Consider the following 16,287-nt stretch of genomic DNA (forward strand, 5'->3'; position numbering starts at 1 on the left):
TTGTTGGTTATGGTATTGATAAATATGCCACTTTTTTAATTTAATTTACTTTTTACTGAGTTAAATCAAAAGTGTTTTAAGTAAATGGCGGCATGCTATTGCCTGCTTTTGCAACGAACAGTCGTCATTGAGATTTCATCACCATGGCAAATACGATATTTTGCGTGACGATAACAGGCTGATTAAAAGCCCATAACGATTGAACGATAGAACCGTGGTGCAAGATGCGCATAGGCAACAAAATATTAATATTTATGGCAGGATTTTGTTTACCTGCATTAGTGCTTGTATTCTTGAGCCTGAGTTATAGGTTCGGCCCAGATTATTTTTCCCTGCCTTTTGTTGAGCAGTCTCTTACGCTATTGGCAGTAGACCGCAGCGTTATGGCCGCTTCTTTGATGCTTTTAGCATTATTGTTTTTGACCTTCGGTTATATTCGCCTTCGTATTCGATTGCTCTCTCCGCTCCATGGCTTGATGAAGCAATTATCGCTGATAGATCCCTTTGCCAGTGTTTATCGCCCCGTTAGCGGAGAAGGGCATCAAACCCTAGAGGTGCTCGCATCGAGTGTGAATGCCTTACTTGCCCAAGTTTACCAACAAAAAGAACGTAGTAAGACAACCTTAGAGGCTATTGCCGAGGCGGTTATCCTCACCGATCTTAATGCCAACGTGCTTTATATGAATTCGAGAGCCGCAATCCTGCTAAACGTGGATGTGGATAGCGCCGAAGGTCAAACATTGGCGGGGCTAATTAAGGCCGGTGAACAGCTGAATCAAGCAGTGTTTGAAAGTATTGCCAATGGGGGCAGTGCGCCTAGTGTCACCAGTGTAAAAATGTTGCTGGGTTCTTGGCGCATTCTGGAGCGCAGTATCAGTAATGTGTTTAATCATCAGGGAGCCATTGTTGGCACAGTGCTGGTGCTAAGGGATATTACAGAGCAGGAGTTGCTGAAATTCAAACTGCAAAAAAGGGCGAATTTCGATGGCATTACTGGGTTACTAAACCGCCAAGCCTTCGATGAGCAGCTCGAGGGCTTTGTTAGCACATCCTCCAATATCGCCATGTGTTATCTGGATCTTGAGCAATTTAAATTGATTAATGACAGTTGCGGCCATGGGGCAGGGGATCGCATGTTGTCTTTGGTTGCTAAGGCTATCCAAAGCTTATTGACGGACAATGAGCTGTTAGCCCGATTAGGTGGGGATGAATTTGGTATCGTCATCCGTAATCGCAGTGCCGTTTCTGTGGTCAAGTTACTCAAGCAAATTATCGTCAATGTCGGCAAGCAAGTTTTAGTTGATGATGATTGCAGCTATAGGGTTGGGGTGAGTGTAGGTGTGGCCTTTAATCATGGTGCAGTTGTTGATGCGCAAGAATTACTTAAAGACGCGGATATTGCCTGTATTGCGGCAAAGGCTAAGGGCGCAAATCAAATCCATATCTATGACGATAAAAATAAAGAACTGAATTACCAACGTAATGCCCCTAAATGGGCTGTACGTATTGCTAAGGCAATTGAAGAAAACGAACTGCTGCTCTATTACCAACCGATAAGAGGACTAGGTCGAAGCGGGTTACGCCAACGGATGGAGATTCTGCTCAGGATCCAGGAGCCCTGTGGCCGTATCTTACCTCCTGCGCAATTTATTGCGGCGGCGGAGCGCTTTAAATTGATGCCAGATATCGACAAAGAAGTTATCCGTAAGACGTTCTTTTGGCTTTCTTTACATCCCCATTTATGGGCGGATCACTGTATTTCGATCAATTTATCTGGCAACAGTTTAGGTGCCGATGGAATGTTGGAATATATCGCGACTCAGCAGCATATCTTTGATATTCCGAGCCAATGTATCTGCTTTGAAATTACCGAGACCACGGCAATCCAGAATCGCCAACGTGGTCTAGAAATGCTCAAGCAACTCCGTAAGTTAGGTTTTTCTTTTGCCCTAGATGACTTCGGTAGTGGCTTAGCATCATATGGGTATCTTCGAGAATTGCCCGTCGACTATGTGAAGATCGATGGCTGCTTCGTGAAAAACCTTGCCGTTAATGCCAAGGACTACGCGATTGTGAAGTCGATTCAGGACGTTTGCCGTGTGATGGGTATTGAAACCGTGGCCGAATTTGTTGAAAACCAAGAGACCATAGAGAGGTTACAAATCCTTGGGATTAATTATGCCCAAGGCTATGCCATAGGTCGCCCGCAACCCTTAGCACATTACAGCAAGTTGGTCGAAGAACGCCAAATACAGCGCGCATAAGTGATTGCGCTTTAAAGATGATTATGACAAGTTACCACAAAGTTGAATTAACACGGTGGTAACAAGTAAATGCTTATGGATGGTCTTACTGGCAAAGTGGTCATAGTGACAGGTGCTTCGGAGGGGATTGGTCGTGCACTTGCACTCGCTCTGTCAAAGGTCGGTTGTAAATTGGTGCTCAGTGCCCGCAATGAAACCAGGCTCGCTTCACTGGCACTCGAAATCGCCAATCATGGCCCTGCGCCCTTCGTCTTTGCCGCAGATGTGGGCGTGCCCGCAGAATGCGAAGCCTTAGTCAAAGCTGCGGTTGCGCACTATGGCAAGCTGGATATTTTAGTGAATAACGCCGGCATGACCATGTGGTCGCGTTTCGATCAGTTATCCCAGTTGTCTATTCTCGATGACATTATGCGGGTCAATTACTTAGGCCCAGCTTATTTAACCCACGCAGCTCTTCCGCATCTTAAACAAACCCAGGGGCAGGTTGTTGCGGTCGCTTCGGTTGCCGGTCTTACCGGTGTGCCAGCGCGAAGCGGTTATGCAGCCTCTAAACATGCGCTTATTGGCTTCTTCGATTCGCTACGTATTGAGCTTGCAGACGATGATGTGGCTGTTACTGTCATTTGCCCCGACTTTGTCGTCACGCAAACTCACAAGCGCGCCCTCGATGGCAATGGCAAACCGTTGGGGGAAACGCCGATGAAGGAATCGAAAATTCAAACGGCTGAGCAGTGCGCCGAGATGATGTTACCCGTGATTGCTCGCCGTGGACGGCAGTTAATTATTTCAATGCGTGGTAAAATGGCTCGCTGGATTAAACTGATTGCGCCGGGACTTATCGATAAAATTGCCCGTAAAGCAATTGCCTCAGGGCATTAATTATTGGCCTTTTGCTTGATAACAATAAACCTCGCATGGCGAGGTTTATTTTTGGGAAGCTACTAAATTTCAGTGGTTTAGGTATTAAGCATGAGCACTCATGTTTTAAGGCTTAGTACATTGTGTCGGCGAGCCTGAATTTTTCCACAGCGTTGTGCCATCGGTGAGTGACATAGGAATAAAATTCAGCCCTTGACTCATATTGGCGGGTGGCAGGTCAGTTTCCAATTCATACATACCCATAGGGACAGTGCCAAGGTCGGCATTGGCGGCCACTTGCGTTGCCGCGAGGCTTGAATAACGCAGACCCAGCATATCGAAATGGCTGCGCCAATCGCGCCCAGTTAATTTGCTTAAGGACACCAGCATAAAGTCGTTGCCGGGAATATCCTTCACGCTCTTGCCACCATAGACACTGCCGCCGCTATAGGGGAAAAGCCCAAATCCTAAATTGACGCGATTGGCTTCCCAGTCATTGGCATTATTGGCGTATTTACCAAAGATACGGCTGTGTTGGTACAGCAGGGTAAACAGGTTAAAGCCGTTATTGAGCACTGTGCCATTGGCCATGGTCATGCCATGGGCTTTGAGCGCCATTTGGATATAAAAGGCCATGCGAAAGCCGTTGTGCGCCGCGTAGCTATTATTCGCCCACGGCGCTGTGTATCTGTCCGTCCCCGTATCGATCACTTTGCAGTTAGCGTTAAAGACGATGCGATTACCATTACTGTCCTTCGTCGCTGCCGCATCGGACATGAAGACATAGAAAAGATCCTTATGATTCATATGGCTATCTTTGATGATGTCTTCACCTTTATTGCGCAGATAATGGGTTTTCCACAGCACTACATAGGGGAAAATATTGTTGGAGTTTTCCCCCGCGCGGCTGCTGTAACTCGCCCAGTTATCGATATTTTCCGCCCCTGCGTATTGCACGTTGAGGCGGTTGGTTTGCAGGTTGTGGCCAAGCTCGTGGTTATCGCCCCAACCCGTTGGTGAAATATTCCAAGCCGCATCCCAGGGATTACCACTACAACCTGAGCCGCAGTGGGCATTTTGGTCATAGTTTGCATGTTGGATGATACTGCGGGTGTGCAAATTGGCATCGGTGCAGTCATCACCAAATAGCCCCTTACAAATGGCTAATACATCGCTGGGTAGAGACTCGTTTAATGTCTTACCTTGCACTTTAAGCCCCGCCAGCGTGTACACGCTATTGATATGATCATCGACAATGCTCGTCAGCAAGGCGTCCACATCTGGAATGTTACCGCCAATCGCATTCATAAACCGATCGCGACGCAGGTGCTGCTCCGCGCCGTCGGTGCGTAGATCTACATGGGGCAACTCAGTATTTTGAATGCGATCATTAAAGTTGCTGATCTGAACAGTGTCGGTGAAATCCATGATGGTGGGGTGCTTCGCCACATTTTCGGCATTAACCTCGACACTTAAGTCGCTGCCAGTTATGTAGAAATAAATAGGGCCACCATAGGGCGTCGAAAATTCGATGCTTTCATCCGCATTGAGCTTAAGGCGCTGCTGGGCGAGCTCAAGCGGAGCGCGGTAAACCTTTTGCTCATAGGCGCGATTAGTATTGCGTCTATGGTAATTGAGTTTGATTTCAACGCTGGCGCTATTGCTATCCACACGACTTAGCTTAATTGGCGTGCCAGGCAGGGCATACCAACCCGTCGTCGTCCACTGGCCTGTGTAAGGCACGCTTATGGTTTTACGTTCCGATTCTGTGGCTGGGTAGGTGTAATTAGCCGAGGTGCCCTTAGTTAAGTTGCTCTTATCGGTAACAAACTCCCCCAAATCAGCCTGCGCTGGGTTTAAGCTGCGGGCATAGCTTATCACCCAGTCGGCAAATAGCGCCTGTTGCCACTGACTTTGTTCGGTATAGGCGATGGGGTAATCGATGTCGCCGCGGTATTTATCTGCGAGTAACAGTCCGGCCTTCATCAACGGGAAGCTCGCGCCCTTAAAGATGTCGAGATGGTTGTTATCTATGCTGATGGCGTTAGTGCGATACCAATCTGCACCCACTTTAAAGGCATCGACAAAGGCTGGGCTAGTGCAACTTAAGTAATTGCCCGTACAGTCATCTAACACTGCCGTATTGAATGTTTGATTGCGAAGCTGGGTGAGCAATTCACTCACCTTCAGTAGTGATTGATCCTGGGCGAGAATATCATCCAAGCTCAGATCGCTCGCCTTCAGTTTGCTCCAGTAGTTCCCTGCGGTAGAAAGTCCCATCTCAAGGTAGAGAGGCGCTAACATCTCGCTTTGGTTGCGGGAATAGTTCGATAACAGTATCGGAATACCTGCAGTTTTGGCTTTTTCTACTGCCGCCTTAATGCCTGCATAACCTAGGGATGCTCGGTCGATGTCGCTTAGTACAATCAAATCCGGCTTAAAGTTGTCGATACAGGTCGACAGCTCGGCATAGTCACAGCTGTTAGCGGTATTAATGCTATGGGCGTTAGGGTAATGATTGCTTAGCCAATTGCGAATGGCTTCGTTATGGGGAAAATACTGACTGTCGGCGCGGCTTGGCATTTGCGCGGTAACAATCGAGAAGCCATCGATGCGATCTTTGCCCTGGGTTAGCCAGCCAATGAGATTGCTGAGCAGGGTTTCGGTTTGCTTAGAGATATTTACCGAGAACAGGTTCGCTGCCATGGCGCCATAGCGCAGGTTTTGCTGTTCACTCACCATCACTAAGCCATTAACGGCGGGATTGCCACTGCCGTCGACATTTGATGGTAGCAGGGTAAAGGTGTTCTCCGGCATAAAGCTTGAGAAGGTGATAGAGTCATGGCTGGGATCCCAGCTAATGGTCGAGCCAACGCCTTGGAACAGGGCGCTGACGAGTGTATGTCGCTCAGTATCAATCTGGCTTAGCTGTGCATGGCTAAAATCAATAAGCTCTTCGGCGCTAGCAAGTTGGTGATCCTGATGCTTTATGGCATTTTCGGCATTGGTGATAAACACGGCCGCAATGTTGCAATCGCCTGACATCGCTGCCGTGGTGTAGGTCGCACCATTGAGTGTGCCATTACAGCCCGAGATACTGTCGAGTACATAGCCACTTTCGGGTTTAATGGTAAATTGCGCGCTTTTGCCCGCATCCACGCGTTGACTGCTCGGGCTTAAGGCGCCGCCTAAGCTTGTTGCACTGCTAGCAGTGTATTGGCTGACAACGGGCGGTTGAATGGGTTTTTCTGGTGTTGTTGGCCCTGCATCCTCAGAGCCGCCACAACCTGCAAGTAATAATGCGGTTGTGATTGAGACGAATCTCATTCCCATAGAGAGTCCTTATTTCGTTGGGATATTCGCGTGCTATTGTAGCGAACTAAGGTAGTTTAAAGTAGGTCTTACAATGTTAAATCCCTTATTATTCATTAACTTAATTTTGACGTTCGTCAAATTTAAGGCATAAAAAAACCGGCGTTCGCCGGTCTTTTTTAACGAATAGACTTAGCCCTGTTGTTCACGGGCAATCGCACGGTAACCAATGTCAGTACGGAAATACACGTCATCCCAGTGGATTTCTTCAACCAGCTTGTAAGCGGCTTGCTGGGCCTGCGTTACGCTGTGACCCAGTGCTGTTGCGCACAGTACGCGGCCACCGTTAGTCACCACGTGGCCGTCTTTCATCTCGGTACCCGCATGGAACACTTTACCGTCGTTGTTACCTAGGCTTAAGCCTTGGATCACATCGCCCTTGCGGTATTCGTCTGGGTATCCGCCGGCCGCCAGTACTACGCCCACTGCGGCGCGCTCATCGTACTCAACGGTCACTTTATCTAACTCACCACGGGTGGCGGCTAAGCAAAGTTCTACCAGATCCGATTTTAAGCGCATCATGATAGGTTGAGTTTCTGGGTCGCCAAAGCGGCAGTTGTATTCCAGTACTTTTGCGCTGCCATCGGGTGCGATCATCAGACCCGCATACAAAAAGCCAGTGTACACATTGCCTTCGGCTGCCATGCCATCCACGGTTGGGCGGATAACGTTAGCTATGGTCCAATCGTGAACGGTTTGCGTCACAACAGGGGCTGGAGAGTAAGCACCCATACCGCCAGTGTTCGGGCCGTTGTCGGCATTGTCACGGGCTTTATGGTCTTGGCTGCTTGCCATGGCGAGAATGTTTTTACCATCGACCATCACGATAAAGCTGGCTTCTTCGCCTTTTAGGAACTCTTCGATAACCACGCGCGAACCGGCTTCACCAAACTTGTTACCCGCTAACATATCTTCGATAGCGGCATCGGCCTCGGCTTGATCTTGGGCGATGATAACGCCTTTACCCGCAGCTAAACCGTCGGCCTTGATTACGACTGGATAGCCAGTCGTGCCAGTCAATTCAAGTACGAAGGCTTTAGCGTCTTCGATTTCGGTACAGTTTTTGTAGCCCGCGGTTGGAATGTTGTGGCGCGCTAAAAAGTCTTTGGTAAAGGCCTTAGAACCTTCTAACTGAGCCGCCGCTTTAGTTGGGCCAAAAATGGGCATACCGGCAGCGTTAAAGGCATCTACCACACCAATCACTAATGGTGCTTCAGGACCTACGATAGTCAGGGCGATTTGGTTAGTTTGAGCGAAATCCAGCAGGGCTGGTACGTCGGTTGCGCTGATGTTCAGGTTTTCCAACTTTGGCTCGAGCGCAGTACCTGCGTTACCTGGTGCCACGAAGACTTTTTCAACTTGTGCCGATTGAGCCGCTTTCCAAGCGAGGGCATGTTCGCGGCCACCGCCACCAATAACTAATACTTTCATGTGAATCATCCCTTCAATTTTTATTTTCTAATCACAGTTTAAAGCCGCCAGTGTCAGTGATAACGAAACAGCCAGCACGGTTGTGTGCTGGCTGTTTATTTTATCAGTGACGGAAGTGGCGCATGCCCGTCATCACCATGGCCATGCCGTGCTCGTCGGCTGCTGCGATAATTTCAGCATCGCGCATTGAGCCGCCTGGCTGGATGATGCAGCTAATGCCTGCCGCTGCCGCTGCGTCGATACCGTCGCGGAACGGGAAGAAGGCATCCGATGCCATCACAGAGTTAACCACTTCTAAGCCTTCATCGGCGGCCTTAATACCGGCGATTTTCGCGCTGTATACGCGGCTCATTTGGCCTGCACCAACACCTATGGTCATGCCATCTTTTGCGTAAACAATGGCGTTAGATTTAACGAACTTAGCTACTTTCCAGCAGAACATTAAGTCTTTTAATTCGCTTTCAGTGGGTTGACGTTTAGTCACCACTTTAATGTCGTCTAAACCAACCATACCTTGGTCACGGTCTTGCACTAACAGACCACCGTTAACACGTTTGTAGTCTAAGGTCTTGGTCTTAGTATCCCATTGACCGCACTCTAATAAACGTACGTTGGTTTTCTTAGCCACCACATCGCGGGCACCTTGGCTGACTGCTGGTGCGATGATGACTTCAACAAATTGACGCTCAACGATAGCACTTGCCGTTTCGGCATCTAATTCGCCGTTGAAGGCGATGATGCCGCCGAAGGCTGACGTTGGGTCAGTTTGGTAAGCGCGGTTGTAGGCATCGAGCAGGTCTTTACCTAATGCAACACCACATGGGTTAGCGTGTTTAACGATAACGCAGGCAGGCTCGCTAAACTCTTTAACGCACTCAAGGGCGGCATCAGTGTCAGCGATATTGTTGTAAGACAGTGCCTTACCTTGCAGCTGAACGGCTGTTGCGACTGAAGCTTCATCGATCTTAGTGTCGACATAGAAAGCCGCAGTTTGGTGGCTGTTTTCGCCGTAACGTAGATCTTGCTTCTTCACTAATTGAGTGTTGAAGGTGCGTGGGAATTTAGAGTCTTCGAAACACTCGTCATTGCTGTGCGCAGGAACCATAGTGCCGAAGTAGTTGGCGATCATGCCATCGTAACCCGCAGTGTGTTCGAAGGCGGCAATGGCTAAGTCGAAACGGGTAGCATGGGTTGTGCTGCCATTGTTGGCGGCCATTTCGGTTAACACGCGATCGTAATCGGCTGCATTAACAACGATAGTCACATCTTTATGGTTTTTAGCCGCTGCGCGCACCATAGTTGGACCACCGATGTCGATGTTTTCAATCGCATCTTCAAGGGTGCAACCAGCTTGTGCAACAGTGTCTGCAAAGGGGTAGAGGTTAACTGCAACCAGATCGATTGCGTTGATGTTGTTGTCGGCCATAACGCTTTCGTCAAGACCGCGGCGCGCGAGGATGCCGCCGTGCACTTTAGGATGCAGAGTCTTAACACGACCATCCATAATCTCAGGGTGACCTGTATAATCAGATACTTCAATAACAGGCACGCCGTTATCCGCTAACAGGCGAGCGGTGCCGCCAGTTGAAAGCAGTTCCACACCTTGAGCGTGAAGAGCTTTGGCGAACTCAAGAATTCCGGTTTTATCTGAAACGCTTAACAGCGCGCGACGAATGGGTCTGGCATTATTTGCAACAGTCATTTGGGTACAGGGTCCAGTTATTTTAGTTTCAAGGATCTTTCGGAAAACAGAAGCACGACTATTTAATCCTGCTTTCCAAAAGCCCCTTGGTCCTACGTATATTTTGTGTCCCATCGTCAGGCGCGCGTATTCTACCGCAAAAGAGATCCCGTCGTTGTTTTTTCTACGCGATATCACAATATGATTTTCAGAACAAAGTGGCTTAATACTCGACCTAAGAGTAAAGTGGAAAATAACCCTTGACCTTGGAGTAGACTCCAAGGTTTATACTCGCGCCATAGTGAAAGGTTTGGAATCGAACGATGGATTCAACCTACGCCAGATAAGGATGGGACTATGTACCGAATTGGTGAGTTGGCCGATTTATGTGAGGTGAAGGCCGACACATTAAGATTCTACGAGAAGCACGGATTACTGGCCCCTTCGAGCCGGACTGATTCTGGCTATCGGGTTTATACCGAGGACGATGCCGCAAGGCTTAAGTTTATTCTGCGGGCAAAGGCCGTGGGTTTTACCTTGAGTGAAATTGGCGAGCTGCTATCGATTGAGCTGGATAAATCCAACTGGGCCTGCGCCGATGTGAAGGGCATGGTGGATCATAAATTGGCGCAGGTGCAGGCCAAAATTGCCGAGCTGGTACATTTTCAAGGCAGCTTACAACGACTTTCCGATGCCTGTTGTGGTGGGCCACGTAGCGCTGAATATTGCTCGATTCTTGAGGCGCTGGAATCTAGCACCGAAGAGGTGAGAGCTGAGCATCATCACGCACAGCACAGTGAACACGAACATCAAGCGGCCGTTGCTGAAATGAGCGCAAAGGCTCAATGCAGAGATTAGCGCAGGGGATTTATCATGTTACTTAAGAATTTTATCGATCTGTTTCTCGATTCAGCCCCCTGGCTGCTACTGGGGCTTATTTTGGCGGGGCTGCTAAAAGTTTTTGTGCCTATGGCGTGGATGCAAAAGCAGCTCGGTGGTCACGGCTTTAAAACCGTGGTTAAGGCGGCGCTATTAGGCGCACCTCTGCCTTTATGTTCCTGCGGCGTTATTCCTGCAGCAGTGGGTCTTAGACGTTCGGGCGCCTCTAAAGCGGCAACGACTTCCTTTTTAGTCTCCACCCCTGAAACTGGGGTCGACTCTGTTACCGTCTCCTATGTGCTGCTTGGGCCTTTTATGGCGATAGTCAGACCCATAGCTGCGGTAACGAGCGCCATCGTTGCAGGCCTCTTGGTTGGCCGCGATGATGACGATGGTAAACCTGCTATTGCTAGCGATGCTGCCAAAACAACGGCTGCGACTAGCTCATGCTGCGCACCAAAAGCAAATGATGCGGTTATGGCGAATAAAGCGCTTAATGCAAATAAAGCGGCTAGTGCAAATGAAGCAATTGGGACTGACACCACTTCTAGCTGTTGCAGTTCGACAAAGGCTGCTCCCTCAGTGAAACCCGTTTCAAGTTGCTGCTCATCGAGTGAAAACAAAGCCAAAGTAAAAGTAGAGGATAAAGTAGAAGCAAAACCTGCCTTCAAGATGATGCCAATGCAGTCATCATCACTTATGGCGGCGAATGCACCCGCTGGCACTGTGGCAATAGGTAGCATTAAGGCTATATCTCCAACTGTTAGCAATGCTGCGCAGGTTGAAAAGGTAAAGCCAAGCGCAAGTTGCTGTAGCTCTGAGGCTAAAGCCGATCAGGAAGCTGCACCCATTGTGGTGGTAAAAAAGGGCTCTTGCTGTGGCAGTGAGCCTGCAACTAAATTGGCTCAATCAGTATCGGATCAGGCTGAAGGCGCGAGTTGCTGCGCTTCAACTAAAGATACAGCGACCGAATTAAAATCAGAATCGGTACTTACCCGTATTGGTGTTGGGCTTAAATATGCCGCGACCGATTTAGTGCGTGATACAACTTTATGGTTGCTGGTGGGTTTATTTTTCGCGGCGCTAGTACAAACCTATGTTCCCGCTGACTTTTTAGCGAAATGGGGCGATGGTATCGGTGCTATGTTAGTGATGGTGCTGATTTCTATCCCAATGTATATCTGCGCGACCGCATCGACGCCGATTGCCGCGGGTTTATTGTTGGCGGGTGTCTCACCTGGGGCTGTACTGGTGTTTATGATGGCAGGCCCTGCGACCAATATTGCGACCTTAGGCGTGGTGAGTAATGAGCTGGGTAAACGTGCCTTGTTTGGTTACTTAAGTGGCGTTTTGGGTGTGGCCTTAGTGGCGGGAATGGTGGTTAACTATCTGGTTGATAGCTTTGGTTTTGTGGTGATGCCACAGATTGGCCATGAACACCAAATGTTACCGAGCTGGTTAGTCGCTACCTCAGGCATAGTGTTGGCTGCGTTAATGGCGCGCGTGTTGTGGCAAAAAATTCCCCGTAGCTGGGTACGCCGCAGTGATTGCTGTTCATAGTTTCTGATAGTCCGCTGCCGAAAATCGAAAATAAAAATCCCCAGCAAGGCTGGGGATTTTTTTACTCAAGTGTTTAAGCGATTAGAAGCTGTAACGAGCTCCGATTGCATAACGTGCTGAGTTTTGTTGTGCCAGCAGCATTTGCTCTTCGTAACGACCGTAAACGCGCTTTTCCTGTGCCAGAATGTTAATACCTTCAGCGAAGATAGTTAGACTGTCAGTCAGCTGGTAACTCACACTCAGGTCTAACTGGCCATAGGCTTCGGTAAATTGTGGTGCAGGACCGCCAGCTTCCGCTTGACCCAATCCAGAGAGGAAGGTATCACGCCAGTTGTAGGCTAAGCGAGCTTGTACATCGTATTTTTCGTAGAAAATTGAGAAGTTAGCAGTATCTGATTGACCTGGTAGAGCAAATTGCTCATCCACTTTCTCAACATCATATTCAATATCGCCATCAACTAAGGTGTAGTTAGCGGCAAAACCAAAACCTGTGTCCCAGAGCCAATGTTGCCATGCAAATTCAATCCCGTAGATATTCATATCTTCAACGTTGTTCGGTTTGCTGATTTTCCACTCGGCGATAGGATCTGAATCTGACTGATGCACTCGGCCGTCAGCATTGCCATAGCCATTGTCGATAAGCCATTGAAATACGGCTTCATCGCTTGGAGTTTGATTGTTAGCAATTAGCTCTGCACGGGCCATTTCTGCGGCGGGACCTGAATAGGGATCACGTAGGTTGTCGTAGCTTACTGTTTCGATGGTGCCGGCAAGGAAGTTTTCAACTTCCTTATTGAAGTAACCAACAGAAACATAGCTTGCGTCATCATAGTAGTACTCTAAAGACAGATCGATGTTGTTAGAGCTGTAAGGTTTCAGTGCTGTATTACCCGAAAAGCCCGTGCGTGAACCTACTTTAGGAATTGGCGTTAGCGAGGTTGTTGCCCGCATTGACCCTAGGGTTGGACGGCTGATAGTGCGGCTGTAACTGAAGCGAGCAATCAAGTCGTCTGTGATTTCTAAATTGATGTCCAGATTTGGCAAAAATTCTTTGTAGTCGCTCGACTCATGACTGAAAGTGAAGTCGTCCGAAAACACGGTTTGCCACTCGGTCGGGTTTAACCACACCAACTCTTCCGCTTCCTGCTGCATTGAGCTTGCAGTAACATCGGTTTGCTCATAACGCAGACCAACTACAATGTTAAGTGGCATTTTATTGAATTCACTTGCGATGTTGGCTTGGATGTATGCAGAAGTCGTGTCTTCTTGGATGCGGTGATCGTCCTGCCAAGGCGCGGCAACATATTCAACATCGTAGAGGCCTTCGGCTCTATCCATTGCAGCTTGTTGGTTGTAGGTGTAGTAGTATGGGATCAGCATGTCGTTACCACCACCTGAGAAATCAGACAGGAAGTCTGAGCCTAGGCCAACGTAACTGACATCATCTGCCCAAATGCCTTTATTGCCATACCAACCAGCGCTGATAGGGCCAGTGTATGAAGCCTGGGCGTGGGTTTCCATTGAGGTGAATGCAAGGCCGAAATCGATAGAAGCCAGTGCGTCATTACCTTCGTTTAACCACTTACCGTTAAACTGATATTGGTTCACATCGGTTTCATTGCGGCCAGCGCGTACACCGGCAAACAATGAGGCATAGTCTTCAGGCTGTAGATGAGGCTCACCGTTCGGGTTTAAATCAAGGTAGTTTGCGCCTAACAGCGGAATATCAGTTCTTGTTGCATCGTAGGTTTTATTAGCAACGTTTAGGGCGCCGAGGATAAAGAAAATATTATCCGCGTTGTTGTCTAAACCACCTTCAGCGGTTGCCTTAGAGTCATGGGCGTCAAACGACAGTTCGAGGTTGTCTTTTGCTTGCCATTTAATGTTAAAGCCCAGTGACTTATTGATATTGTCTGAAGCATTTTGGTTCATGGTGCCTGAATAGTCACCATCAACTTCAGTCACATAATCGAAGGTGCCGTGTTCGTTGATATGGGCGTAGGTCGCGTTGCCAGGGCCCGAGAACCACAGACCCCAAGTGTCAGTATTAGAAACATCCGACAGTTTTGAGTAGGTGTAATCTAGCGTTGTTTCAATTTTATCTGTTGGCGCAAATTGGAAGACAGCTTGAGCATTGGTACGTTCACGCTCTGAATTTTGATCCGCAAAGCCAACGTTACGGGCATAGAAAGTATTGCCGTAAGGGTTTTTGTTTTCATTTACCACAACGGCGTTTGGATTTAACTCGGCATGAACGTTTTGGCGCCAACCGTCGATAGTTGCTTTACGGAGGTTGCTATCGCGTTTTTGGTAAGAGGCGTTAAAGCCTAAACCGATAGTGTCGTCCATAAAGGTGTTGCTGAAAATCCCCGAAACTTCAGGAGTCAAACTGTCGCCGGTGCCAACCTCAGTATCGTGGTGGCCTTTAGCACTTACAGTGGCTACTAAGTCACGGGTATCGAATGGGCGGGCCGTCAGAATATTCACCGTTGCTCCCAAACCGCCAGAGCTGATATCTGCTTTTGAGGTTTTATAAACTTCAACACCGCTGATTGAATCTGAAGATAGGTTGGCAAAATCAAATGAACGGGTTGATTCACCTGATACTTGGGCCGTTGGCATCACACGGTTATTCAGCATAATCAAGTTAAAATCTGGGCCAAAACCACGCACAGTGATTTTACTGCCTTCACCATTAACGCGGTCGATGGAAACACCGGTAATACGTTGCAGTGATTCTGCTAAGTTAGTATCTGGGAATTTACCAATATCTTCAGCCGAAATTGCATCGACAACACCGGCTGACTGACGTTTCAGATCCATGGATCTTGCTTGGGAACCACGGATACCAGTGACTTGAATAACTTCGATATTACTTTCTGCTTTAGGGGCTTCTTCGGCAACCGCAGGTAGGGCTGACATCACACCCAATACCAGCGACACCTTAGTGGCTAACATGGATTTTTTAAATTGTGTAGGTCGCATTTTTATTCTCCCTCATACCCGTAACCGTATAAGTGGTCCAGGGGGTTATAGTTGTAAGGCCTTACTTGCTCGCATCCAGCGCTCCCCTTGCGAGCATAAATGTAAGCGCTTACATAAAGTAGGGCGAGCTGATTTTTATGTCAACAATTTTGAGGCGCAATATTAAAAAATTGTTTAAAAAAGTGGCGATTTAGCGTTTGCTCTTAATTTTTAAGCAAAAAAGAGAGCCATTTGGCTCCCTTTTTTAGGTGGGAATCACAGTGAAATTACTGAGTCGCGGATGACAAGTTCTGGCTCGAAACGATGGCTAAAGGACACCTCGGTATTGTCATAGACTTCCCTTAGTATCCAGTGGGCGGCCATGCGCCCCATTTCATTGATAGGGTTAGAAATCGTGGTGAGTTTGGGTGAAATATAGCGAGGGAAATTAATATTATCGAAGCCAACAAAGGACACATCCTCAGGGACTCTCAGGCCTCTTTCTAAACAGAGACTAATAGCGCCAGAGGCCATTTGGTCGTTAGCGCAAACCACGGCGGTAAATAGCACTCCGCGATCTAAAAGCGCCGCCATTGCGGCGTAACCGCCTTCTTCACGGAAATCGCCCTCATAAAACAGGCGTTCATCAAATGTCAGCCCCCATTCTGCTAAGGCTTGACGATGTCCTTCGAGGCGCTCTCTGGCATCGAGTTTAAAGAGCGGCCCTGAGATATAAGCTATTTGTTTATGTCCTTTTTCAAGTACATGGCGACTCGCGAGTAAACCACCCTGAAGGTTATTCAGATGTACGCATCTTTCATCAATGCCATCCACATGTCGGTTAATGAGTACCACGGGGGTTTTACCTTGGCAAAGTTCGACTAAATAGGCATTTGAGATAATTTCGGCGTCGACAATCAGCGCATCACAACCCCGGGAAAGCAGAAATTCCACACCGTCCTTTTCTTGGTCAGCATCACTGTGTCCTGCCGCGATAATCACGTGTTTATTTGCCGCCCTTAATGCCGATTCAATTTCTCGCATCATCGGGCCGTAAAAGGGACCATCGAGTTGTGATACCAACACGCCAACGCTATTAGAACGATTGGATGCCAATGATTGGGCAATAGTGTTTGGTCGATAATCCAGCTTTGCCATGGCATCGTGGACTTTTTTCTTGGTCTTATCGCTAACTTTGCCGGTGTTATTCACTACTCGTGAGACTGTCGCTAGCGAAACACCGGCCAGAAAGGAAACATCGTAAATTGTGGCCATAGG

General features: G+C 48.3%; 9 protein-coding genes. 4 read left to right on the forward strand and 5 right to left on the reverse strand.

Features of this window, described 5'->3' with window-relative positions:
- The first annotated feature begins 254 nt into the window (after window positions 1–254).
- Both K0H61_RS01670 and K0H61_RS01675 read left to right on the forward strand, forming a co-directional pair.
- Window positions 255–2,264 carry a putative bifunctional diguanylate cyclase/phosphodiesterase gene (locus K0H61_RS01670; protein ID WP_286670285.1) on the forward strand — a complete coding sequence of 670 codons (2,010 nt, stop codon included), beginning with the start codon at window positions 255–257 and terminating at the stop codon, window positions 2,262–2,264.
- A 75-nt stretch (window positions 2,265–2,339) separates the two neighbouring features.
- Window positions 2,340–3,143: an SDR family oxidoreductase gene (locus K0H61_RS01675; RefSeq protein WP_220051047.1), complete on the forward strand. Its 804-nt coding sequence runs from the start codon at window positions 2,340–2,342 to the stop codon at window positions 3,141–3,143.
- A 105-nt stretch (window positions 3,144–3,248) separates the two neighbouring features.
- Here K0H61_RS01675 and K0H61_RS01680 read toward each other — a convergent pair whose 3' ends face one another.
- From K0H61_RS01680 to purH, 3 genes are all read right to left on the reverse strand, one after another.
- Window positions 3,249–6,455 (reverse strand): ImpA family metalloprotease, encoded by a 3,207-nt coding sequence (locus K0H61_RS01680; protein WP_220051048.1) that lies wholly within the window; start codon window positions 6,453–6,455, stop codon window positions 3,249–3,251.
- Between the two features lie 171 nt (window positions 6,456–6,626).
- The gene (gene purD, locus K0H61_RS01685; protein ID WP_220051049.1) at window positions 6,627–7,925 is read right to left on the reverse strand and encodes a phosphoribosylamine--glycine ligase; all 1,299 of its coding nucleotides are present in this window, start codon (window positions 7,923–7,925) and stop codon (window positions 6,627–6,629) included.
- 103 nt (window positions 7,926–8,028) lie between these two features.
- Entirely contained in the window at window positions 8,029–9,627 is a 1,599-nt protein-coding gene (gene purH, locus K0H61_RS01690) for a bifunctional phosphoribosylaminoimidazolecarboxamide formyltransferase/IMP cyclohydrolase (protein WP_220051050.1), read from the reverse strand.
- A 336-nt stretch (window positions 9,628–9,963) separates the two neighbouring features.
- Here purH and zntR point away from each other — a divergent pair, with 336 nt between their 5' ends.
- Window positions 9,964–10,464, forward strand: a complete 501-nt coding sequence (gene zntR / locus K0H61_RS01695) for a Zn(2+)-responsive transcriptional regulator (RefSeq protein WP_220051051.1) — start codon at window positions 9,964–9,966, stop codon at window positions 10,462–10,464.
- Window positions 10,465–10,479: 15 nt separating this feature from the next.
- Window positions 10,480–12,045, forward strand: coding sequence for a permease (locus K0H61_RS01700; RefSeq protein WP_220051052.1), 1,566 nt, complete (start codon window positions 10,480–10,482; stop codon window positions 12,043–12,045).
- A gap of 81 nt (window positions 12,046–12,126) precedes the next feature.
- Here the strand turns inward: K0H61_RS01700 and K0H61_RS01705 are convergent, their stop codons facing one another.
- Window positions 12,127–15,030 (reverse strand): TonB-dependent receptor, encoded by a 2,904-nt coding sequence (locus K0H61_RS01705; RefSeq protein WP_220051053.1) that lies wholly within the window; start codon window positions 15,028–15,030, stop codon window positions 12,127–12,129.
- Between the two features lie 255 nt (window positions 15,031–15,285).
- Complete coding sequence (locus K0H61_RS01710; RefSeq protein WP_220051054.1) at window positions 15,286–16,284, reverse strand: LacI family DNA-binding transcriptional regulator; 999 nt, start codon at window positions 16,282–16,284, stop codon at window positions 15,286–15,288.
- Window positions 16,285–16,287: the final 3 nt, after the last annotated feature.

Source organism: Shewanella acanthi (assembly GCF_019457475.1).
GTDB lineage: Bacteria > Pseudomonadota > Gammaproteobacteria > Enterobacterales > Shewanellaceae > Shewanella > Shewanella acanthi.